At 62.8% G+C, this 20111-nt stretch carries 22 protein-coding genes; 9 read left to right on the forward strand and 13 right to left on the reverse strand.

Features of this window, described 5'->3' with window-relative positions; genetic code table 11:
• The first annotated feature begins 40 nt into the window (after positions 1 to 40).
• Both pflA and AB5Y54_RS11845 read left to right on the forward strand, forming a co-directional pair.
• Positions 41 to 883, forward strand: coding sequence for a pyruvate formate lyase 1-activating protein (gene pflA, locus AB5Y54_RS11840; RefSeq protein ID WP_010674272.1), 843 nt, complete (start codon positions 41 to 43; stop codon positions 881 to 883).
• A gap of 94 nt (positions 884 to 977) precedes the next feature.
• On the forward strand, positions 978 to 1619 hold the full coding sequence (locus AB5Y54_RS11845; RefSeq protein WP_125117168.1) for an energy-coupling factor ABC transporter permease: 642 nt from the start codon (positions 978 to 980) through the stop codon (positions 1617 to 1619).
• A gap of 57 nt (positions 1620 to 1676) precedes the next feature.
• On the opposite strand, the gene AB5Y54_RS11850 is transcribed toward AB5Y54_RS11845, so the two are convergent.
• From AB5Y54_RS11850 to AB5Y54_RS11865, 4 genes are all read right to left on the reverse strand, one after another.
• The gene (locus AB5Y54_RS11850; RefSeq protein WP_125117167.1) at positions 1677 to 2369 is read right to left on the reverse strand and encodes an ABC transporter permease; all 693 of its coding nucleotides are present in this window, start codon (positions 2367 to 2369) and stop codon (positions 1677 to 1679) included.
• Between the two features lie 3 nt (positions 2370 to 2372).
• A complete protein-coding gene (locus AB5Y54_RS11855) occupies positions 2373 to 3113 on the reverse strand; it encodes an ABC transporter permease (RefSeq protein WP_010674269.1) in 741 nt (246 codons plus the stop codon).
• Positions 3114 to 3218: 105 nt separating this feature from the next.
• Positions 3219 to 3992, reverse strand: a complete 774-nt coding sequence (locus AB5Y54_RS11860; protein ID WP_010674268.1) for an ABC transporter substrate-binding protein — start codon at positions 3990 to 3992, stop codon at positions 3219 to 3221.
• A gap of 65 nt (positions 3993 to 4057) precedes the next feature.
• Entirely contained in the window at positions 4058 to 4828 is a 771-nt protein-coding gene (locus AB5Y54_RS11865; RefSeq protein WP_010674267.1) for an ABC transporter ATP-binding protein, read from the reverse strand.
• A 532-nt stretch (positions 4829 to 5360) separates the two neighbouring features.
• On the opposite strand from AB5Y54_RS11865, the gene AB5Y54_RS11870 reads away from it, so the two are divergent.
• On the forward strand, positions 5361 to 6263 hold the full coding sequence (locus AB5Y54_RS11870; protein WP_041215456.1) for a lysine exporter LysO family protein: 903 nt from the start codon (positions 5361 to 5363) through the stop codon (positions 6261 to 6263).
• Positions 6264 to 6345: 82 nt separating this feature from the next.
• On the opposite strand, the gene iadA is transcribed toward AB5Y54_RS11870, so the two are convergent.
• Together iadA and AB5Y54_RS11880 are read right to left on the reverse strand one after the other, a co-directional pair.
• Positions 6346 to 7476, reverse strand: coding sequence for a beta-aspartyl-peptidase (iadA, locus tag AB5Y54_RS11875; protein WP_279986509.1), 1131 nt, complete (start codon positions 7474 to 7476; stop codon positions 6346 to 6348).
• A 58-nt stretch (positions 7477 to 7534) separates the two neighbouring features.
• Positions 7535 to 8317 carry an ABC transporter substrate-binding protein gene (locus tag AB5Y54_RS11880; protein WP_323896989.1) on the reverse strand — a complete coding sequence of 261 codons (783 nt, stop codon included), beginning with the start codon at positions 8315 to 8317 and terminating at the stop codon, positions 7535 to 7537.
• 416 nt (positions 8318 to 8733) lie between these two features.
• Between AB5Y54_RS11880 and AB5Y54_RS11885 the strand changes: the two genes are divergently transcribed.
• Positions 8734 to 9345 (forward strand): ACP phosphodiesterase, encoded by a 612-nt coding sequence (locus tag AB5Y54_RS11885; protein ID WP_236758411.1) that lies wholly within the window; start codon positions 8734 to 8736, stop codon positions 9343 to 9345.
• Positions 9346 to 9383: 38 nt separating this feature from the next.
• Here AB5Y54_RS11885 and AB5Y54_RS11890 read toward each other — a convergent pair whose 3' ends face one another.
• From AB5Y54_RS11890 to arsC, 3 genes are all read right to left on the reverse strand, one after another.
• A complete protein-coding gene (locus AB5Y54_RS11890; protein ID WP_201996753.1) occupies positions 9384 to 10454 on the reverse strand; it encodes a linear amide C-N hydrolase in 1071 nt (356 codons plus the stop codon).
• A 248-nt stretch (positions 10455 to 10702) separates the two neighbouring features.
• A complete protein-coding gene (locus AB5Y54_RS11895; RefSeq protein WP_043155315.1) occupies positions 10703 to 11077 on the reverse strand; it encodes a DUF2069 domain-containing protein in 375 nt (124 codons plus the stop codon).
• On the reverse strand, positions 11074 to 11424 hold the full coding sequence (gene arsC, locus AB5Y54_RS11900; RefSeq protein ID WP_049637103.1) for an arsenate reductase (glutaredoxin): 351 nt from the start codon (positions 11422 to 11424) through the stop codon (positions 11074 to 11076). The genes AB5Y54_RS11895 and arsC overlap by 4 nt, the downstream gene beginning before the upstream one ends.
• Before the next feature lie 60 nt (positions 11425 to 11484).
• On the opposite strand from arsC, the gene AB5Y54_RS11905 reads away from it, so the two are divergent.
• Positions 11485 to 11964: a TlpA disulfide reductase family protein gene (locus AB5Y54_RS11905; RefSeq protein ID WP_319873302.1), complete on the forward strand. Its 480-nt coding sequence runs from the start codon at positions 11485 to 11487 to the stop codon at positions 11962 to 11964.
• A gap of 133 nt (positions 11965 to 12097) precedes the next feature.
• Here the strand turns inward: AB5Y54_RS11905 and AB5Y54_RS11910 are convergent, their stop codons facing one another.
• A complete protein-coding gene (locus tag AB5Y54_RS11910) occupies positions 12098 to 13552 on the reverse strand; it encodes a M48 family metalloprotease (RefSeq protein WP_223918331.1) in 1455 nt (484 codons plus the stop codon).
• Between the two features lie 127 nt (positions 13553 to 13679).
• Here AB5Y54_RS11910 and AB5Y54_RS11915 point away from each other — a divergent pair, with 127 nt between their 5' ends.
• From AB5Y54_RS11915 to AB5Y54_RS11925, 3 genes are all read left to right on the forward strand, one after another.
• Positions 13680 to 13949 carry a sulfurtransferase TusA family protein gene (locus AB5Y54_RS11915; RefSeq protein ID WP_042880621.1) on the forward strand — a complete coding sequence of 90 codons (270 nt, stop codon included), beginning with the start codon at positions 13680 to 13682 and terminating at the stop codon, positions 13947 to 13949.
• A 22-nt stretch (positions 13950 to 13971) separates the two neighbouring features.
• Positions 13972 to 15042 (forward strand): AI-2E family transporter, encoded by a 1071-nt coding sequence (locus AB5Y54_RS11920; RefSeq protein WP_029314318.1) that lies wholly within the window; start codon positions 13972 to 13974, stop codon positions 15040 to 15042.
• A gap of 173 nt (positions 15043 to 15215) precedes the next feature.
• The gene (locus tag AB5Y54_RS11925) at positions 15216 to 16025 is read left to right on the forward strand and encodes a MipA/OmpV family protein (protein ID WP_232091055.1); all 810 of its coding nucleotides are present in this window, start codon (positions 15216 to 15218) and stop codon (positions 16023 to 16025) included.
• A gap of 66 nt (positions 16026 to 16091) precedes the next feature.
• On the opposite strand, the gene AB5Y54_RS11930 is transcribed toward AB5Y54_RS11925, so the two are convergent.
• Positions 16092 to 16898, reverse strand: a complete 807-nt coding sequence (locus AB5Y54_RS11930; RefSeq protein WP_041212789.1) for an alpha/beta fold hydrolase — start codon at positions 16896 to 16898, stop codon at positions 16092 to 16094.
• Between the two features lie 156 nt (positions 16899 to 17054).
• On the opposite strand from AB5Y54_RS11930, the gene ppk2 reads away from it, so the two are divergent.
• Positions 17055 to 17885, forward strand: coding sequence for a polyphosphate kinase 2 (ppk2, locus tag AB5Y54_RS11935; RefSeq protein WP_052815679.1), 831 nt, complete (start codon positions 17055 to 17057; stop codon positions 17883 to 17885).
• 127 nt (positions 17886 to 18012) lie between these two features.
• Here ppk2 and AB5Y54_RS11940 read toward each other — a convergent pair whose 3' ends face one another.
• Together AB5Y54_RS11940 and malG are read right to left on the reverse strand one after the other, a co-directional pair.
• On the reverse strand, positions 18013 to 19149 hold the full coding sequence (locus AB5Y54_RS11940) for an ABC transporter ATP-binding protein (protein ID WP_010674252.1): 1137 nt from the start codon (positions 19147 to 19149) through the stop codon (positions 18013 to 18015).
• 70 nt (positions 19150 to 19219) lie between these two features.
• Positions 19220 to 20110 (reverse strand): maltose ABC transporter permease MalG, encoded by an 891-nt coding sequence (gene malG / locus AB5Y54_RS11945; RefSeq protein ID WP_010674251.1) that lies wholly within the window; start codon positions 20108 to 20110, stop codon positions 19220 to 19222.
• Position 20111 lies beyond the last annotated feature (1 nt).

Below are 20111 nucleotides of genomic sequence, written 5' to 3' on the forward strand. Positions count from 1 at the left end.
AACGACCGCTCGAACCTTGTCCGCACCATTGGAGTCGTCTATGTCAGTCATTAACCGGATCCCCGCCGTTGAATCCAAGGGACCTGCCACCCCCGGCACGCAGCGGATCCCGACCGTTGAAGCCAGCGACACCGGCACTACCGACATCATTGGCCGGATCCACTCCGTCGAGACCTGCGGGACCGTCGACGGCCCCGGCATCCGCTTCATCGTGTTCATGCAGGGCTGCCTGATGCGCTGCAAGTATTGTCACAACCGGGACACCTGGGACACCCAGGGCGGCCGCGAGGTCACCGTGCCCGAGCTGATGAAGGATCTCACCAGCTATCGCCACTTCATGAATGCCTCCGGCGGTGGCGTGACCGCCTCCGGCGGCGAGGCCATGCTGCAGCAGGAGTTCATCGCCGAACTGTTCACCGCCTGCAAGGCACAGGGGATCCACACCTGCCTCGACACCAACGGTTTCGTGCGTCACTACGACGAGTTGCTCGACCGGGTGCTGGACAACACCGATCTGGTGCTGCTCGACATCAAGCAGATCAACGACGAGAAGCACATTCCCCTCACCCACGTCAGCAACAAGTACACCCTGGAGTTCGCCCGCTACCTGGCCTCCCGCGGCCAGACCATGTGGATCCGCTACGTGGTGGTGCCCACCTGGTCCGACGATGACGAGAGCGCAGAAGGACTCGGCCAGTTCATCGCCGAGCTGGGAGAGTGCGTCGAGAAGGTGGAGCTGCTGCCCTACCACGAACTTGGCAAGCACAAGTGGGACGTGCTGGGAGATACCTACGATCTGGTCGGCATCAAGCCCCCCAGCAAGGAGACCATGGACAGGGTCCAGGGCATCCTTGGCAAGTATCACCCCAACGTGAAGTATTGAGACAGGAGGCCGCCCGGCAGAGGGCGGCCTCTTTTCATTGCGCCGGCATTCGCCACGGCGCCATCACCGACAGCCGCATCCGGGGGAACCGCTCATGAGTGAAGGACAAGTCGCCGCCCTCCTGCTCTGGCTGGTGCTGCTCGCCTTCAGTCTGAACGCCTCCCTGCTGCGCACCCTTGGCGCCCACCCGCTCTATCAGCATCTTTGCCTCGGCGGCGCCATCGTGCTGGTACCGCTGTGGACCTTGCGGGCCGGGTTGCACGAGGGGCTCGAGATCCACTTTCTCGGCCTCACCAGCCTGACCCTGCTGCTGGGCTGGCGCCTCGCCCTGCTCGCCCCCTGCCTCACCCTGCTGCTCCTCGCTTACTTCGGGGTCATCCCCATAGCCGACATTGGCTGGCAAGCCCTCATCGGCGTCGCCCTGCCGGTGGCCACCAGCTGGCTACTGTTTCTGGGGAGCTGGGCCTGGCTGCCTCGCCACCTCTTCGTCTATCTGTTCGTGGCGGCATTTCTCGGGGGGGCGCTGAGCATTTCGGCCAAGGTGATCGCCAGCGCCCTGCTGATGGGGGTGAGCGGCACCTACTCCTGGCACACCATCAGCGCCGACTACCTCTCCATCTGGCCGCTGCTGCTCTTCCCCGAGGCGCTCCTCAACGGCATGACCATGACCCTGCTCGCCGTCTATCGCCCCCACTGGGTCAACACCTTCTTCGACAGGGAGTACCTGGGGCGCTGAGCCTGCCCGTGGTCCATAAAAGAAGCCCGCAGTTGCGGGCTTTTTCTCTGCTGGCAGTCAGACGCTGCGCGGGCGCAGGTGGGCATGCCAGCGGGCTTCCCACTTCTTGAACAACCAGACGATGACGAAGGTGAGCAGCATGTAGAGCAGACCTGCGGTCAGGAACGCCTCGAACGGGCTGTAGTAGCGGGAGTTGATGATCCGCGCCGCCCCCGTCAGATCGACGATGGTGATGATGCCCGCCACCGCCGACCCCTGCAGCATGAAGATCACCTCGTTGCTGTAGGCCGGCAGCGCACGGCGAAACGAGTTGGGCAGGATGATGCGGGTGAGGGTCTGCCAGCGGGTCATGCCGAAGGCGCTTGCCGCTTCTATCTGTCCCTTGGACATGTTCATCACGGCGCCACGCACTATCTCGGCGGTGTAGGCACCGGTGTTGAGAGTGAACGCCAGCAGGGCACAGAACCAGGCTTCCGAGAAGAGGGACCAGGCCGCACTGTTCTTGAGCCACTCCCACTGGGCGGCACCGTAGTAGATGATGAAGAGCTGCACCAGAAGCGGGGTGCCACGGAAGAAGTAGATATAGGCCCAGATTGGCCCCTTTATCAACCAGTTGCGGCTGTTGCGCAGTATGCCCATGGGCACCGCCAGCATGAGCCCCAGCATGAGCGAGGCGGCCACCAGCCAGATGGTGGTATAGAGCCCCTCCCAGTAGGTGGGCCACTCCTTGAGAATGATCGAGAAATCCATGGCTTACCTCGTCTTGATGGCGTAGTGACGCTCGGCCCACTTGAGCGCCGAGGTAGAGACTGCGGTGAAGACCAGGAAGATCAGCGCCACCGCCATGTAGAAGGTGAAAGGCTGCTGGGTCGAGCCCGCCGCGAGCGATGCCTTTCGCACCATGTCATCGAGCCCGATGATGGAGACCAGGGCCGTGGTTTTCAGCAGCACCAGCCAGTTGTTGCCAAACCCGGGCAGGGCGTGGCGCATCATCTGGGGAAAGAGGATCCGCACAAAGACCTGGCTTGCCCGCATGCCGAAGGCACGGGCCGCCTCGAGCTCCCCCTTGTCCACCGCCAGGATGGCGCCGCGGAAGGTCTCGGTCATGTAGGCGCCGAAGATGAAGCCGATGGTGGCGACCCCGGCCGCAAACGGGCTGATGTCGATGTAATCGGGCAGCAGGGAGACCCACTCCTGGTTCGGGTTGCTCGCCAGCAGGTGGTTGTTGTAGGCCTCGTTGACCCAGGTGCAGATCCCGTTGATGAGCACCTGGCCACCGAAGAAGAGCAGCATCATCAGCACCAGATCCGGGATGCCGCGAATGACGGTGGTGTAGGCCGCCGCGATGCCGCGTGCCCACTTGTAGGGAGAGAGCTTGGCCAGGGCCCCCAGCATGCCGAGCACCAGGGCCAGCAGCAGGGAGGCAAGCGCCACCTCCAGGGTGATCCAGGCCCCCTCCAGCAGAGAGGTTTCGTATCCTTTCAAATCAAACATATGCAATGCAGCTCCATCGCAATCGGGCCCGTCACTCCCAGCGGAAGGCAACGGGCCCGATGACTACTGACGGGATCAACCTGTCGTTGTTCGCCTGACGTCGGCTTACTCGCCGTACACGTCGAAGTCGAAGTACTTGTCGTTGATTTCCTTGTACTTGCCATTGGCACGCAGGGCCAGGATGGCGGCATTGAATTTCTCTTTCAGATCCTTGTCAGCCTTGCGCACCGCGATGCCGGCACCCTCGCCAAACCACTTGGGATCGGTCAGTTTCGGGCCGATGAACTCGAAGGCATCGCCCCCTTCCTTCTTCAGCAGGCCGTCGCTGATGGCGGCGGAGTCGGCCATCACGTAGTCGACACGGCCGGATTTCAGATCGAGGTAGGCTTCATCCGCAGTGCCGTAGCGCTTGATGGTGGCATTGGGGAAGTTGTCGGTGATGTAGGTATCCATGGAGGTGGCACGCTGCACGGCGATGGTCTTGCCGTCCATGAAGGCCTTGTCAAGCTGGATCTCGGTCCCTTTCTTGGCGGCGAAGCGCGCCGGGATGTGCTGGTACTTCTGGGTGAAGTCCACCTTCTTCTTGCGCTCTTCGGTGATGTCCATGGTGGCGATGATGGCGTCATACTTGCGCGACAGCAGCGCCGGAATGATGCCGTCCCAGTCCTGCTTGATCAGGGTGCACTTCACCTTCATCTCTTCGCACAGGGCGTTGGCGATGTCGATGTCGAAGCCTTTCACCTCGCCGCTCGGCTCGGTCCAGGAGAAGGGGGGATAGGCCCCTTCCACCCCGATCCGGACCTCTTTCCACTCCTTGGCCATCAGGCTACCGGAACACAGGGCCGTCATCACGGCAGTCGCCAGCATCAGCTTGTTCATGTATCTCTCCTTGATAAACACGTCGATCGTTGAAAGTACGGATGGTTGAAATTGAATCCCGTCCATCAATAGATGGACGAGATGAATTGCTTGAATCGCTCCGACTTGGGATGGGCGAAGATCTCCTTGGGATTGCCCTCCTCCTCCACGCGCCCCTGGTGCAGGAACATCACCTTGTTCGACACGTCGCGGGCGAAGGACATCTCGTGGGTCACCACCATCATGGTACGCCCCTCTTCCGCCAGCTCGCGCATCAGGCCAAGGACCTCCCCCACCAGTTCAGGGTCGAGGGCCGAAGTAGGCTCGTCAAACAGCATCACCTCGGGCTCCACCGCCAGCGCCCGGGCGATGGCGGCCCGCTGCTGCTGACCGCCGGAGAGGTGACCGGGATAATAGTCGCGACGCTCCCACAGCCCCACCCGGTTGAGCAGATGCTCCGCCTTGGCGATGGCCTCGGCACGGGGCACCTTGAGTACCTGGATGGGCACCTCGATGATGTTCTGCATGATGGTCATGTGGGACCAGAGATTGAAACTTTGAAACACCATGGCCAACCGGCTGCGGATACGCTCCACCTGGCGCATGTCTTCCGGCAGGCGTTCGCCGGAACGGCTGGTTTTCATCCGGATCAACTCCCCATGGAGGGAGACGCTGCCCGATGAGGGGGTTTCAAGCAGATTGATACAGCGTAGAAAGGTCGACTTCCCCGAACCCGAGGAGCCGATGAGGGAGATCACATCCCCCTTGTGGGCCGTCATATCGATGCCCTTGAGCACTTCGTGGGTGCCAAAATACTTGTGCAGATCACGAACTTCCAGTGCGGCAACGTCGCTCATCCATTACAACCTTGTCTGTCCCTAGACGCCGCTTCGGCGTGACTCCACCACCGTCCATTTAACAAAACGTTAACCGATGGCAACCTTCAGCGAAAATATCATTGAGGTAGTGAAAAAACAATACAGAACCGAGGTATTTGGTGTTTTATCTGTATTTTTATTGGCCCATTGAGTATTTTTCAGCACTTTGTCTGCATAAAATCCATTTTTTGTCGCACCTTCCCTACCGCTCTTTTATACCCGCAGCGCACTGGTAGCAAGCATATTTCACCATATCCGCCAGATGTCACCCAAAAGGACTTTATTCACCCGGGCAGATTCCCCTTCTCTCGTCATTTCATGGGGATGAAATTGATTTTTCAGGTGATGTGGCCCTCTTTCTCTGTTTGCGTGCACAGCTGACTGTCATCAAAAAACACAACAATATGATAAAAAAGTCCCGTATGGGCCATGCTGATGCACAGATCCGTGACACAGGTGCAACAAGTCGTGATAAGGTGCCGTTTTTCCACGTTTTGTGATCGAGGCCCCGATGTTGCTCAATGTGTTGCTGATCCTGCTGCCGCTGGTGATCGGCTATCTGGTTCCCCTCTCTTCCGCCCGTCTGATCAAGCTGGTCAACCAGTCCCTGGGCAAGATGGTCTACCTCATCCTGTTCCTGATGGGGCTGGGGCTGGCCTATGTGGAGAACCTGGGCAGCAACCTGGCAGTGATCTTCAAGGTGGCAGGGGTGATGCTCGCCGCCATTACCCTCTGCAACCTGCTGGCCCTGTGGTGGCTGGACAAACGCAGCCCCCCCACCCACGAGGCCAGCGACGGCAAGATGCCGAGCAAGCTGCACCTGTTGTGGGAATCCCTCCAGCTCTGTTTCGTGGTGCTGGGGGGCGTCTTGCTGGGGCTGGTGGTGGACCTGCGCGCCCTGCCCATCGACAAGTTGAGCGAGTGGGCCCTGATGCTGCTGCTCTTGCTCATCGGCATCCAGATGCGCAACTCCGGCATGCGCCTGCGCCAGATCCTGCTCAACCCCTGGGGCATGAAGATCGCGCTCACCGTCATCCTCAGCAGCTGGCTCGGCAGCCTGCTGGCCGCCCAGCTGCTCGGCATGCCCTTTGCCCATGGCCTCGCGATGAGCTCCAGTTTTGGCTGGTATTCGCTCTCCGGCATTCTGGTAGCGGACAAGCTGGGCCCGGTGCTGGGCTCCGCCGCCTTCATCAACGATCTGGGGCGCGAGCTTATCGCCATCCTCATCATCCCGGTGCTGATGCGCCGCCACCCCAGCGCCGCCATCGGCTACGGCGGCGCGACGGCGCTGGACTTCACCCTGCCTGTCATCCAGAAATCCGGCGGCATCCAGGTGGTGCCGGTGGCCATCGTCTCCGGCTTTATCCTGAGCCTGCTCGGCCCCATTCTGATCCTGGGGTTTCTCGCCATCTGAACCCCATGGCACGACAAAGCCCGGCACTGCTGCCGGGCTTTTTGTTTATGAACTGAACGGGCTGGATGACAGGCGCCGGTATTCAGGTGCGCCACCGCCCCCCACTCATCACCCGCTCGATGGCGAACGTATCAGGATCGATCAGCAGCAGATCCGCATCCTGCCCTACCCCCAGGGTACCCTTGCTCGCAAGCCCCAGCGCCCTGGCCGGATTGGCCGTCACTACCGCCAGTGCCGTCTCCAGCGCCACCCCCTTGCCGCAGGCCGCCACCACCTCCTGCCACAGGCTCCCTATCTGGCCGCAGCGCAGCTCGATGAGCCGCCCCTCGCCGTCAAAGCGCGGCAGACTGGCGTTGGCATCCGAGCTGAAGCTGATGCGATCCACGGGCACGCCCGCCGCCAGCAACGCCACCAGGGCGTCGGCCGCGAGCCGCTCCCCGTCATCCAGCAGATCCGGGAAGCTCGACGTGGTGAGGTCGACCCAGCCACCTGCCCGACCCCACTCGATGGCCTCGGCAAAGAGCCAGGGATTGCGGTTGCAGTGGGTGGGGTAGAGCTGGCGAAGCGGGATGTCGGTGTCATCGCGCAGGGCCCGCAGGGGCGCCAGCGCCCCGCGGCCATCCCCCAGGTGAAAGAAGCTGACGCCACTTTTGCCGGACAACAGCCCGGCCACCCGCGCCTCGCTCGCCAGCCGCGCCAGCTCGTCGTGGGTGGGGGCGCTGGACCTGTGATCGCTGATGGCCACCTCCCCCACCCCCAGCACCTCGGGGATCAGCATGATGTCCGACTCCACCGTGCCGGTGAGGGTCTTGACCGGCAGGTGGTAGGAGCCGGTGTACATGAAGGCGCTCACCCCGGCGGCGCGAAACTCGCGTACCTTGCCGAGCACCTGGGCCGGGCTGCGGGTCAGGCTGTCGGTGCCGAGCGCCGCCACGAGCGTGGTAACCCCCGCCGCCAGAGCTTCCCTTGCCGAGAGCTCCGGCGTGCGAAAGCCGAAGCCTCCCTCGCCGCCCCCTCCCGCGATATGGGCGAGCGGGTCCACCAGTCCGGGCACCAGATAGCGGCCGCCAGCGTCCACCCGCGTCAGTGGCCAGTCAGCCGGAACCGTCAGTCTCTTGCCCATCCAGGCGATTCGGCCATCCGCCACCAGCAAATCCTGCTGGCCGAGCGGGGCCGGACTATGGATCTGCGCACCCTCGATCAGGGTCAACATGGGGTCTCTCCTTGCTGCATGAAAAAGGAGGGAGCAGGCTCCCTCCGACTGTTACCCATCAACCGCCATAGATATCGTACTTGAAGTACTTCCGGTTGATCTCCTGATACTTGCCGTTGGCGCGCAGGGCCTTGATGGCGTCGTTCAGCCTGGCCCTGAGATCCGGATCCCCCTTGCGCACCGCGATCCCCATGCCGTCGCCAAACCATTGACGGTCAGTCAGGGCCGGCCCCACATAGTCGAACTTGTCGCCCCCTTCCTTGCCAAGCAACCCCTGTTCGATGGCCGAGGCGTCGGCCAGCAGGGCCAACACCCGTCCCGCCTTCAGATCGAGGTAGGCTTCATCGGCACTGCCGTAACGCACTATGGTGATGCTGGAGCCGAAGTTGTCGGTCAGGTACTTGTCGTGGGTGGTGGCCCGCTGCACGCCGATGCGCTTGCCCGCCATCCCTTCCGGCGTCAGCGTCAGTTCGGTGCCCCTGGCCGCCACGAAGCGGTTGGGAATGTGGGCATATTTCTCGGTGAAGTCGACCTTCTTGCGCCGCTCGTCGGTGATCGACATGGCAGCGATAATGGCGTCGTACTTGCGCGACAGCAGGGCCGGGATCATGCCGTCCCAATCCTGGGCCACCAGCTCGCACCTGACAGCCATCTGCTGGCACAGGGCGTTGGCAAGATCGATGTCAAATCCCTTGATCTCTCCGGACGCATCGGTCCATGAGAAGGGGGGATAGGCCCCCTCCACGCCAAAGCGTACCGTCTTCCACTCCTTGGCGGTGACGGGGGCAGCGAGCAGACAGGCAGCAACAAGGGCTGACAGGGTCAGTGTGGTCTTCATCATGAGTACTCCATTACATAGAAAGCGCACAGGCGCGGTCAAGGCATCGCAAGCGCGGGCAAGCGATGGCTAACAAACGGCAAAACGCGGATGAGCAGGATTACGCCGCCATGGGCATCAAAGATCGACGGGTATCAATGATCGGCGGGTGTCAACGAACTGCTCCGGGGCCTCGACCTATTCGTCGAACCACTCGGAGAGATAGAAAGGCTTGAAATAGAAGGCCAGAAAAAAGCCTCTGGCTTTGCGCATCATGATGGTTTGTCGCGTCCTGTGACAAAGATGGCAAGCACCTTACCACGCCTCAAATTTGCCCGGCAAGGGGACTTGGGGATGAAACATCCTGCCCATGGTCAATCCGGCCACGATTCGTTAGGCTCGGATCACCCGTTCACGCCCAGGCACGCGAGCTCCATCCCATGAATTTTCTCGCCCACCTCCATCTGGCGGCCCATACCGGCAGCTCCCTCACCGGCAACCTGCTGGGGGACTTCATCAAGGGCCCGCTGCCGACGGGTCTGGCTGACCACTTCGACGAGGGGATCTGGCTGCACCGCAAGATAGACGCCTTCACCGATGCCCACCCGGCCCATCGGGCCGCCGTGGCGAGCTTCGCCCCCCCCTGGCGCCGCTTCGGCGGCATTGTGGTGGACATGCTCTACGATCACTGGCTCAGCCAGCACTGGCAGAGGTTCAGCGCAGCCCCCCTGCCCCGCTTTCTGGCGCAGAGCTATGGTCAACTTCTCCTGGATCATCACAGCCTGCCACAGGGCCTGCCGATGGCCCTGCGGCACATGGCCGAGCAGGACTGGCTGGCCTCCTACCAGTACCGGGAAGGGGTGGGGGCGGCCCTCAACGGCATCGGTCGTCGGCTGCGCCGCCCCGTGCCGCTCGGGGAGGCGCTCCACGCCCTGGATCAGGCTCGCTGGACCGAGGCCGAGCACGCCTTCCTGCACTTCTACCCGGAGCTAATGCGCTTTTGCGAGGCGCAGATCGCCGCCCACCGCACGGCCACCTCATCCCCACCATAAAAAACGCCCCGAGCGGGGCGTTGTCATCGGGGGAATGCTCAGGCCTTGGGGCTGGCCGGCAGGAAGCGAAACGCCTTGGCCGGGACGAATTTCTCCGCCGTCTCCCCCGCATAGAGCTGCTGCTCGGTCAGGGGCAACTTGCGCACCGGGGCCCCCGCGGCGAGATCCAGCTTGTCCATGCTCACCCAGAAGGTGTTGGGCAGATGGGTCAGCTCGAAGTAATAGCGGCGATGCTGCTGATCCGCCACGCTGCGCCACAGGGTGGTGGAGATGTTGGGCTGATCCGGGGTGCTGATCCCCATGGGTACCGAGACATTGCGCATCACGCTCATCACCCCGGCCACCGCCTCGTTGGCCTGGTCGGTCTTTGGCAGGGTCTTGATATAGAAGGAGGCGCGGGCAAAACGATCCGCCGAGCGGTTGGTGCCGGGCAGCATGGTGAGACCGCCAATCTCCTCCCAGTAGTCGTTGAGAGCCAGTTGCTTGTCAAAGGTCGGCGAGTTGGTCATCACCTGATAACTGCGGTCGTGGTAGATCTGCAGCTTGCCCCCCACGTACTGGAAGATGGCGGAATCGCCGCTCGCATCGGAGAGGGAGAGGTGCAGCTGGCCCGGCTTGCCATCCGGGGTCAGGGTGGTCACCACATAGAATTCATCTCTGGAGAGGGCCTCGACCGCCTCGGCCACGGTGGCGAAGTTGTCCAGCGCGTACTGGGCCCAGAGCGAGATGGAGAGAGTCTTGCGCGGATCCTTGTCGCTCGGGGTCACATACTCGGACTCGGTCAGATAGAGGAGGTTGGCCACCAGCCCCTTCTCGTTCATGCCGTCGGCGGTGCCCGCATCGAAGCCTGCCGCCACCACGGAGCCGTAGCGCGACGTCCACGTCATGGAGTGCGCACCGGCCTCCCCTTCCCGTGCGATGCCACGGGGCAGCGCCCAGAGATTGGTCGGCATGGCGCTGCGCCAGTCCATGGTACGACCGGTCACCACCAGCGCTCCCTCCCCCTGATAGACGGCGCGGGTACAGGCATCAGCGAGGGAACTGACGGAGAGGGAGACGGTCAGGGCCAGCAGGGTCTTGTGCAACAGGGGGGAACGCAGGATTGTCATATGGATCACTCGAGTCTGTTGAAAACACAAGCATACCCCTTTTTGCATAACAGGGGCTGACTGAGGCTGGCAAACCAGGTGACAGATCTGTCAACAGAGGTGCTACCCTGCCAATCAGCGATCAATATCCATAAATTAATCAAAGAGATAAGCAAGCCACTTCGGGGCGATACCGCCAGATGCCATTCGCTGGCTTGCGTCGGTTTCAGACACATACCCTGCCCGCCAGCAGGCGGACAGGGAGGGGCTCAGCCTTCCTTCTTGCGGATACTCAGCCCCAGCTCGCGGCCGCGCAGGCGGGCATAATAGATGGTGCCCACAAACGCCAGGGTGGTGAGCACCAGCTCCACCACCGCCAGCCACCGCTCCCCCTCATCCGTGGTGATCAGGGTCAGGGCGTGCAGGAAGTAGGGCATCAGCACGAAATTGCCCCAGGCGTGGGTGTAGGGATTGCCCTGCACTATGCCCTTGAGGGGGAAGAGCAGCGGCACCGTCCAGATCACCGGCAACAGCCAGGGGGCGAGATCCGGGTGGGGCGAGAGCCAGAGGTGCCAGAGCAGCACCCAGGCCAGCAGGCCGAAAAAACCGGCCAGGGTCAGCAGGCGAGCGAAGCGGGTGCTCACTTGAGGATCTCCAGCACCTGCTCGGGCGGACGGCCGATGCGGGCCTGCCCGTTCTTGATGACGATGGGGCGCTCGATGAGCTTGGGGTGCTGGTGCATGGCACGAATGAGGTCATCGCCGCTCACCTCGCCGAGCCCCAGCTCCTTGTAGAGATCTTCCTTGGTGCGCATCAGCTGTCGGGGATCCGTGAAGCCAAGCTGATTCAGGAGGGTGCGGATCTGTGCCTCGCTCGGGGCCTGCTCCAGATAGAGCACCACCTCGGGGGCGACCCCGTGCTGTTCCAGCAAGGCCAGGGTTTCACGGCTCTTGGAGCAGCGCGGATTGTGGTAGATTTGGGTCTCGCTCATGATAACTCCCTGATTAATCGCAAGATGGGACAAGAAATGGCGCTATTGTAGGGGAAACGGATGGTCAGGGTAAGCGGGAAGGCTATGGAAATGAAACGGATCTGTTGGCTGATTGTGGCAACCCTGCTGGGGGCCTGCAGCCCGGCACCCGACTTCACCGACGGCGCGGGAAAGAAGGTCAGCCTCGCGGATCTCGGTGGCAAGCCGCTGCTGGTCAACTACTTCGCCCCCTGGTGCGCCCCCTGCCTGCGGGAGATGCCCCTGCTGGCAACATTGCACCAGGAAGGTCAGATCCGGGTGATCGCCATCAACTATGACCCCGCCTCCCCCGCCGAACTGACCGAGCTGGCACAGCGCCACGCCATCAGGGTTCCCCTGATGATCCCGGATGACGACGCCCGCCTCCCGTTCCCAAGGCCCGGGGCGCTGCCCACCAGCTATCTGCTCGATGCCAGGGGCACGCTGCTGGAGACCCTGGTGGGGGAGCTGGACGAACAGAAGCTCGCCGAGATAAAACGCCGCGTGGCGAGCGCCCCATAGCAGAGCCATCCATCACTCTCATTTCTTCATCATCAAGATGCGTTGAAACCGATGAAAGGCCCTATTTTAGCCTGCAAAACAAGGCGGGGTGCCCCCAAAGGAGCACCCCGCCTGCCATCAACCCGCTCCGGACTCAGCCCTTGAGGCTGTCCAGATCCTTCTTGGCCCGCTCCAGCTGGGTGATACGCGCCTCGATGCGGGCCAGGGTCAGCTTGTCGCTGGTGGTGCCCCGCGCCACGATCAGTTCGTCGATGGCCGCCTGATAGTCCCCGCGCAGGGAAAGGGTCTCCGCCCGTGCCATGTGCAGGTCCGTCATTCTGCCCGCCTTGCGGTAGGCGTCCGACAGCAGGCTCCAGGCCAGGCTGTTCTCGTCGTGCTCCCGGGCATAAGGGTCCAGGATGGCGATGGACTTCTTGTAGTTGCCCCCCTCCAGATAGGCGTTGCCGAGGTTCACCACCACCACCTCGTTGTCCGGCATCCGGGTGCGGAAGCGCTCCAGTCTGGCGATGGCCTGGGCGCTGCGCCCCTTGGCGAGATCGATGTCGGTCAGGGCATCCACCACGAAGAGATCCTCCGGGTGACGGGTCGCCAGCTCCTGCATCAGGGTGTCGGCCTCGTCGGTGCGCTTGAGCTGCAACAGGGCCAGCGCCTTGCCATAGATGGCGGCATCCTTGAGGGGGTAATCCCCCTTCTGCAGGCGGCTGTCGAAGTAGGTGAGCAGCGCCTGGGGCGTCTCGGTGCCATAGCGCACCTGGATGCGCACCTTGGCCAGCCAGAAGTCCAGGCTCGGCGGCAGGGCGCGCGCGCCATAGCTCCCGGCCCGGGCACGGGCTTCGCTGATCCGGGTCTCCGGCAGGGGGTGAGTCAGCAGCATCTCCGGCGGCTTGCTGGCATAGCGGTACTCCGCCGCCAGCTTCTGGAAGAAGTTGGCCATGCCCATGGGATCGAACCCGGCGTCATACAGCGTCTTCATGCCGATGCGATCCGCCTCGTATTCGTTGTCCCGGGTGTAGTTGATGGCCGACTGCATCGACAAACCAAGCGTGGTCTGCAAGGCCGCGATGCCAGCGGTGGGGTTGATCACCGCGAGTGCAATGGAGCCCACCAGGCCGGCCAGGGTCATGGCGGAGCTGCTCGCCTGTGCCTCCATGTAACGGGCGATGTGACGCTGGGTCACGTGGGTGATTTCGTGGGCCAGTACCGAGGCCAGCTCGCTCTCGCTCTCGGCGTAAAGGAAGAGGCCGGTGTGCACCTTGACCCGGCCACCGAGGAAGGCCGCCGCGTTGATGCTGGGATCGTTGATGAGGAAGAAGGTGAACGGGAAGCGCACCCCGTCGGCATTGGTCAGCAGCCGCTGGCCCAGATCGTCGATGTATTCGTTGAGCACGGGGTCATCGATGATGGGCAGGCCCGCCCGGGCAAAACGCATGAAGGCGTTGCCATAGCGCACCTCCTGCTCGATGGGCAGTGCGGCGACCCCGGCGGTACCGATGTCGGGCAACTGGTTGCTCCCCTGGGCGTGGAAGGTCGCCCCCATCAGGGTGACCAACAGGGGAAGCGATGCTATCAGGGGGGAAAAACGTGCCACGTTATCTCTATCTCCAATCAGACCCCAGCGGGCATCGGCAGAATACCCTTGCCATTCAAGGCCCACAAGCGTTGTTTCATGCTCTCATCACGGCCATAATGACCGCCACGCACGAGATGGAGTTCTCATGGAACAGCTCGACCTGACCCCCTGGCGTTGTCCCGAGCCCCTCATCCGGCTCAAGCTCTGGTTGCGCCAGGCCCGGCCCGGTCAATCCGTGTGCATCCAGCTCGGGGATGCAGGCTCCCGGCAGGACATTCCCGCCTATCTGCGCCGTCAGGGTCACCATGTCCAGACCCGGGAAGAGTCAGCTGCCCGCCTCTCCCTGCTGCTCGTCGTTGCCCGTCCCCCTCGGGACGCCCTGCTCGCCCCCGAGCCCATGCCACCCACCCCGTGAGCCGCCATTCAAGGAAGCCTCGATGTTAGATGTATTGAAGCGCTGGTATCAGACCCGTTTTTCCGACCCCGATGCCGTCACCCTCTTCCTGCTGCTGGTCTTCTGCTTTGCCGTGCTCTGGCTGTTTGGGGATCTGCTGGCACCGCTGCTGGTGGCCCTGGTGATGGCCTATCTGCTGGAGTGGCCGGTGAGTCGCCTGCAACGAGGCGGCCTCTCTCGCACCGTCGCTACCAGCCTGGTCCTGCTGTTGTTCATCACGGTGACGACCCTGATGCTGCTGGGCCTCATCCCGACGCTGGTGAGCCAGGGGGTCAACCTGGCCAAGGAGGCCCCCGCCATGCTGGCCCATGCCCAGGACTATGTGCGCACCCTGCCGGAAAAATACCCCGAGATCATCGACGTCAGCCTGGTGGAAACCATCATCGACAACATTCGCCAGCGCATCCTGACCGGCGGCGAACAACTGGTGAGCGCCTCTTTGAGCTCCCTCATCAACGTGGTGGCCATCCTCATCTACGCCATCCTGGTGCCCCTGATGGTCTTCTTCATGCTCAAGGACAAACAGGTGCTGATGGGAGGCCTGCGCCGCTTCCTGCCCCGCAACCGCACCCTGGTGAACCGGGTCTGGGTGGAGATGAACGACCAGATCATCAACTACATCCGCGGCAAGGTGATCGAGATCGTCATCGTCGGCATCGCCACCTATGTGCCCTTCGCCCTGATGGGATTGCGCTACTCCGCCCTGCTGGCGGTCGCGGTGGGCTTCTCCGTGCTCATCCCCTATATCGGTGCCGCCGCGGTGACCGTGCCGGTGGCCATGGTGGCCCTGTTCCAGTGGGGGCTGACCCCCGACTTCGCCTGGCTGATGGTGGCCTATTTCGTGATCCAGGCCCTCGACGGCAACCTGCTGGTCCCCCTGCTCTTCTCCGAGGCGGTCAACCTGCACCCGGTGGCCATCATCATCGCCGTGCTGGTGTTTGGCGGTCTGTGGGGCTTTTGGGGCGTCTTCTTCGCCATTCCCCTCGCCACCCTGGTCAAAGCGGTGCTCAATGCCTGGCCCAAGCGGGAAGATCTCCCCCGCCCCGCCCCCTGACCCTGGCAAGGGGCGAGGCCGGGTCTCGCCCCTTCCAGATACCGGCCACCAGCAGCACCTCCGTGACGCTGGCTCATGCTTGCCTTGTCGGGTTTAATTGAAAACCGACATCCGTTTGACTTGCTACGCCGGTCTGATTCGTTCCCACGCCCACCCACCGACAAGGATCTGTCATGTCCCCAGTCCCTGCCCTGCGCCATGCCTCTCTGGGTGCCTTTCTGGCACTGCTGTTCTGTTCTCCCGTCCGGGCAGACCTCGATATCGGGGCCCTCAGCGCCTTCTCCAGCGACAGTCCTGACAGCCCCATTCCCAAGGGGCTGGTGCTGGGCGGGGCCGTCATCGGCGGTCAGGCCCGTTACCAGCACCAGGACGATACCCTGATGCCCATCCCGGGGGCCCTCTATTTTGGTGACAACCTGATGTATCTGGGGGATCGGGCCCGCTACTACCTCAGCCGGGATGGCAACCTCTCGACCTATGCCTTCGGCCGGATGCGCTTTGGCAACATGGACCCGGACGACGCCCACTTCCTCCATGGCATGGAGAAGCGCAAGGGGCAGTTCGAAGCGGGGTTCGGGGCCGATCTCATCACTCCCTACGCCCTCTGGAGCGTGCGGGCCACCACGGATGTGACCGGCACCAGCAACGGTCAGGAGCTGATGCTGTGGGCCAACTTCCCCATCATCCGCGGTCCCCTGCTGCTGATGCCGGGAGCCGGCGTGATGCTGCGCAGCCACAACCTCGCCAACTACTACTTCGGCGGTGTCTCGCAAGACGAAGCGAGGGCGGACAGGCCGGCGTGGAACACGGGCACCACCCTCTCCCCCATGGTCTCTCTCATCGGCAGCTATCGCTTCAGCGCCAACTGGATTGGCGGCTTTGGCATCAACTACGAGCGCTACAACGACGACATCGCGGACAGCCCCATCGTCCAGCATCAGGGAGAACTCTATGCAGGCTTCGGGGTGGGCTACATCTGGTAGCCCCATCCGGACTGGACAACAAAAAAGGAGCCCATGGCTCCTTTTTTACGGCTATCCGGCGCAGCGTCACCCTGCCACTTCGGCGAGAAATTCGGCGAGCGCCTGGTTGATGAACGCGGGGTTCTCCAAGGTCGAGATGTGACCGGCCCCCGGGATCTCCCTGAACGGGCACCCCAGCACCTCGGCCATCAGATACCCCTCCAGCACAGGGCGAGCCTTGTCCTCGCACCCCGTCATCACCAGTGCGGGCAGCCTCATCTCTTCGAGCCAGTCGATGCGATCCTCCCGGGTCACGAAGCTGCGCCCCACCGCCACCAGGCTCGCCACCTTGTCGGCGGGCCATTGGGCCAGCCGTGCCTTGAAACCGGCCATCAGGGCCGCGTCCGGTTGATGGGCGAAGAAGAGCGGCGCCACCTGATCGGCGATGGGCGCAGGCACGGCGCCGACCTGTTCGATCATCGCCAGCATGCCGAGATAGCGCTCGCAGGTGATCTGGGGTTCAAGGCCGACGAAGCTGTCCATCAGCACCAGGCCCTTGAGGCGAGCAGGCGCCATGCGCGCCAGCTCCACGCCCCACATGCCACCGATGGAGAGCCCCACCAGCACGCACTCGTCGATGCCAAGGGCATCAAGCAGCGCCAGGTGATCCCGGGCCAGGGTCGCCAGGGTGCAGGGCCCCTCGGGCAGCACATCGGAATCCCCGTGACCCCAAAGCTCGGGCACGATGCAGCGATACTGCCCCTTGAGGGCCTCGATTTGCGGTGCCCACATGGCACTGTCCCACAGGTAGCTGTGGCCAAAGAGCAGTGCCGGACCCTGCCCCTCGTCCAGATAGGCCATGCGGCGGCCCGCTATCTCCATAAACTGCTTCATGTTTTCTCCTGTTGCCAGCGGCGATGAAACTGGCTTTCCTGTTTTTCTGTTGCCAGCGGCTGATGAGGCGGCAGTGTAACACGCCACCCTTGGCAGGGGTGCCCGCCTGGTGCAAGCTGGAGAGACTCACAACGAGGAGTCACCAAGGAGAGGATGATGGCCAAGGAAAAGAGCAAGAAACGCCCCCGTCTGGACAAGAAGACCTACGAACATCACCTCGCCCACCTGCAGGAGGAGCTGGTCAAGTTGCAGGAGTGGGTCAAGCAGGAGGGGCTCAAAGTGGTGGTGCTGTTCGAGGGGCGCGACGCCGCGGGCAAGGGGGGCGTCATCAAGGCGATCACCGAGCCCCTCAACCCCCGGGTCTGCCGGGTCACCGCCCTGCCCGCCCCCTCGGATCGGGAGCGTACCCAGTGGTACTTCCAGCGCTACGTGGCGCACCTGCCCTCGGCGGGCGAGATGGTGCTGTTTGATCGCTCCTGGTACAACCGGGCCGGGGTCGAACGGGTGATGGGCTTTTGCAGCGACGACGAGTATCGCGAATTCCTGCGCGCCTGCCCCGAATTCGAGCGGATGTTGATCCGCTCCGGTATCACCCTCATCAAATACTGGTTCTCGGTCAGCGACGAAGAGCAGGAGAAACGCTTCAAGGAGCGCATCAATACTCCCATCAAGCGCTGGAAATTCAGCCCCATGGATCTGCAATCCCGCTCCCGCTGGGTGGAATACTCCCGCGCCAAGGATGACATGTTCACCTACACGGATACCGAGGATTGCCCCTGGTTCGTGGTGGACGCCGACGACAAGCGCCGCGCCCGCCTCAACTGCATCTCCCACCTCCTTGGCAATGTGCCCTACGAGGCGATCCACTACGAGCCCATCACCCTGCCTCCCATCAAGACCGAAGGGTATGAGCGCCCGCCGCTCACCAGCCAGCACTTCGTGCCGGACGTCACCGCCGCCCTCGAGTCAGACAAGCACGGGCAGTGACGGGTTCCGGCCAGCCGCCCCCGCTGGCCGGAACCCGGGCTTCGGATGACGGGCAATAAAAAGCCGGTCTTGCGACCGGCAAAAGGCATTGAACGTATAGAAAGGAAAACCTGGCACTCTCGCCCTCTCAGGCGCGGATATATTTGGCCGTGCGCGGGAACGCCTGTTCTTTGGCATCGAACAGGTAGCAGGCTTCGGCCGGGATGCCGACGCTGTACTCCTGGCCGGTGGCCACGTCGATGTCGGAGCTCGCCTTGACGGTGAAGTCGTGACCATCCACGTCCATGTAGACGAAGGATTCTGCCCCCAGGTGTTCGGCTACCTGCACCACGCCGCTCACGCGGCTGTCGGCATGGGCATGACCCAGCGGCACCAGGTGCTCGGGGCGAATGCCCAGCTCCACCTTGTCACCCACCGCGCCGCGACGGGCATCCACCCGGGCACGCACGGTATCGCCGGAGGTGAGCTTGACCACGCACTCCTGCTCGCCGATCTCCACCAGCTCGCCCGCCAGGAAGTTCATCTTGGGGGAGCCGATGAAGCCCGCCACGAACTTGTTGTCCGGGTTGTGGTAGAGCTCGAGGGGGGTGCCGAACTGCTCCAGGTTGGTGGCCGCCTCGCCCTTGAGCGGGCTCAGCACCACGATGCGGTTGGCCAGCGTCATGGCCTCCACCTGGTCGTGGGTCACGTAGATGATGGTGGAGTTGAGCTCCTTGTGCAGCTTGGCGATCTCGATACGCATCTTGACCCGCAAGGCGGCGTCGAGGTTCGACAGCGGTTCGTCAAACAGGAACACCTGCGGCTGCTGCACGATGGAGCGGCCGATGGCCACCCGCTGACGCTGACCGCCAGAAAGGGCCTTGGGCTTTCTGTCCAGCAAAGGCTCGAGACCCAGGATCTCGGCGGCGCGCATCACCCGCTTGTGGATGTTCTCCTTGTCCATCTTCTTGAGCTTGAGGCCAAAAGCCATGTTCTCGTAGATGTTCATGTGCGGGTAGAGGGCGTAGGACTGGAACACCATGCCCACGTTGCGCTCCACCGGCGGCACGTCGTTCATGTAGCGCCCGCCGATGGTCAGCTCGCCGCTGGTGATGTCTTCCAGACCCGCGATCATCCGAAGCAGGGTGGACTTGCCGCAGCCGGACGGGCCGACGAAGACGATGAACTCCCCTTCCTTGATGTCGAGGTTGATGCTGCGCAGGGTGTCCTTGTGGACAGCCGGGTCGTAATTTTTGCGAACGTTGTTGAGTACTACTTCAGCCATGTCGAGCTCCGCTCTTGAATCTTTGCAAATCGTGATGACGGGGGGAGCCAGCTCCCCCGGCCATGAACCGTTAACCTTTCACGCCGCCTGCGGTCAGACCGCCCACCAGCCAGCGCTGGGCGAGCAGGAAGACGACCGTGATGGGGAAGCCTGACAGCACGGCGGCTGCGGCGAAGTCACCCCACAGGTAGTTCTGCGGATAGAGGTACTGCTGGGCCCCGACCGCCAGGGTCAGATTGTTCACATCCTGCAACAGGATGGAGGCCATGGGCACCTCGGTGATGGAGCCGATGAAGGCCAGGATGAACACCACCGCCAGAATTGGCACCGACAGGGGCAGCAGGATCAGGCGGAACGCCTGCCACGGAGTAGCGCCATCGATGGCCGCCGCCTCCTCCAGGGAGGAGTCGATGGTCTCGAAGTAGCCCTTGATGGTCCAGACGTGCAGGGCAATGCCCCCCATGTAGGCCAGGATCAGGCCGCCGTGGGTGTTGAGACCCAGCCAGGGGATGTAGTCACCGATCTTGTTGAAGAGCGCGTAGATGGCCACCAGTGCCAGCACCGCCGGGAACATCTGGAAGATCAGCATGCCCTGCAGGATGGTGGACTTGCCACGGAACCGCAGACGGGCGAAGGCGTAGGCACAGGTGGTGGAGAGCACCACTATCATCAGGGCGGTGATGCCCGCCACCTTGATGGAGTTCCACAGCCAGGTCAGCACCGGGAACGGCGGCGGCGTGATGCTGCCATCGGCGTTGGTGATGGACATTCCGAGCGCCAGCTTCCAGTGATCCAGGGTCGGATTGGTGGGGATGATCTCCCCCACCGAGAAGTTGCCGTTACGGAACGAGATGGCGATGACCATGATCAGCGGGAAGATGATCAGTGCCAGGAAGCCCCACATCACCAGGTGGGTTGCCCACACCCGGTATTTGACTGATTTGGGTTGTACGATTGCCATG

This window comes from Aeromonas sp. s9, assembly GCF_040907765.1.
GTDB lineage: Bacteria > Pseudomonadota > Gammaproteobacteria > Enterobacterales > Aeromonadaceae > Aeromonas > Aeromonas caviae.

Excerpts from the sequence above, each read along its gene's own strand:
- malG (WP_010674251.1), bottom strand. The coding sequence starts at position 20,110 with ATGGCAATCGTACAACCCAAATCAGTCAAATACCGGGTGTGGGCAACC.
- AB5Y54_RS11855 (WP_010674269.1), bottom strand. The coding sequence starts at position 3,113 with ATGTTTGATTTGAAAGGATACGAAACCTCTCTGCTGGAGGGGGCCTGG.
- AB5Y54_RS11885 (WP_236758411.1), top strand. The coding sequence starts at position 8,734 with ATGAATTTTCTCGCCCACCTCCATCTGGCGGCCCATACCGGCAGCTCC.
- arsC (WP_049637103.1), bottom strand. The coding sequence starts at position 11,424 with ATGAGCGAGACCCAAATCTACCACAATCCGCGCTGCTCCAAGAGCCGT.
- pflA (WP_010674272.1), top strand. The coding sequence starts at position 41 with ATGTCAGTCATTAACCGGATCCCCGCCGTTGAATCCAAGGGACCTGCC.
- AB5Y54_RS11925 (WP_232091055.1), top strand. The coding sequence starts at position 15,216 with ATGTCCCCAGTCCCTGCCCTGCGCCATGCCTCTCTGGGTGCCTTTCTG.
- AB5Y54_RS11940 (WP_010674252.1), bottom strand. The coding sequence starts at position 19,149 with ATGGCTGAAGTAGTACTCAACAACGTTCGCAAAAATTACGACCCGGCT.
- AB5Y54_RS11905 (WP_319873302.1), top strand. The coding sequence starts at position 11,485 with ATGGTCAGGGTAAGCGGGAAGGCTATGGAAATGAAACGGATCTGTTGG.
- AB5Y54_RS11930 (WP_041212789.1), bottom strand. The coding sequence starts at position 16,898 with ATGAAGCAGTTTATGGAGATAGCGGGCCGCCGCATGGCCTATCTGGAC.
- AB5Y54_RS11915 (WP_042880621.1), top strand. The coding sequence starts at position 13,680 with ATGGAACAGCTCGACCTGACCCCCTGGCGTTGTCCCGAGCCCCTCATC.
- AB5Y54_RS11890 (WP_201996753.1), bottom strand. The coding sequence starts at position 10,454 with ATGACAATCCTGCGTTCCCCCCTGTTGCACAAGACCCTGCTGGCCCTG.
- AB5Y54_RS11845 (WP_125117168.1), top strand. The coding sequence starts at position 978 with ATGAGTGAAGGACAAGTCGCCGCCCTCCTGCTCTGGCTGGTGCTGCTC.
- iadA (WP_279986509.1), bottom strand. The coding sequence starts at position 7,476 with ATGTTGACCCTGATCGAGGGTGCGCAGATCCATAGTCCGGCCCCGCTC.
- AB5Y54_RS11880 (WP_323896989.1), bottom strand. The coding sequence starts at position 8,317 with ATGATGAAGACCACACTGACCCTGTCAGCCCTTGTTGCTGCCTGTCTG.
- AB5Y54_RS11920 (WP_029314318.1), top strand. The coding sequence starts at position 13,972 with ATGTTAGATGTATTGAAGCGCTGGTATCAGACCCGTTTTTCCGACCCC.
- AB5Y54_RS11850 (WP_125117167.1), bottom strand. The coding sequence starts at position 2,369 with ATGGATTTCTCGATCATTCTCAAGGAGTGGCCCACCTACTGGGAGGGG.
- AB5Y54_RS11870 (WP_041215456.1), top strand. The coding sequence starts at position 5,361 with ATGTTGCTCAATGTGTTGCTGATCCTGCTGCCGCTGGTGATCGGCTAT.
- AB5Y54_RS11860 (WP_010674268.1), bottom strand. The coding sequence starts at position 3,992 with ATGAACAAGCTGATGCTGGCGACTGCCGTGATGACGGCCCTGTGTTCC.
- ppk2 (WP_052815679.1), top strand. The coding sequence starts at position 17,055 with ATGGCCAAGGAAAAGAGCAAGAAACGCCCCCGTCTGGACAAGAAGACC.
- AB5Y54_RS11865 (WP_010674267.1), bottom strand. The coding sequence starts at position 4,828 with ATGAGCGACGTTGCCGCACTGGAAGTTCGTGATCTGCACAAGTATTTT.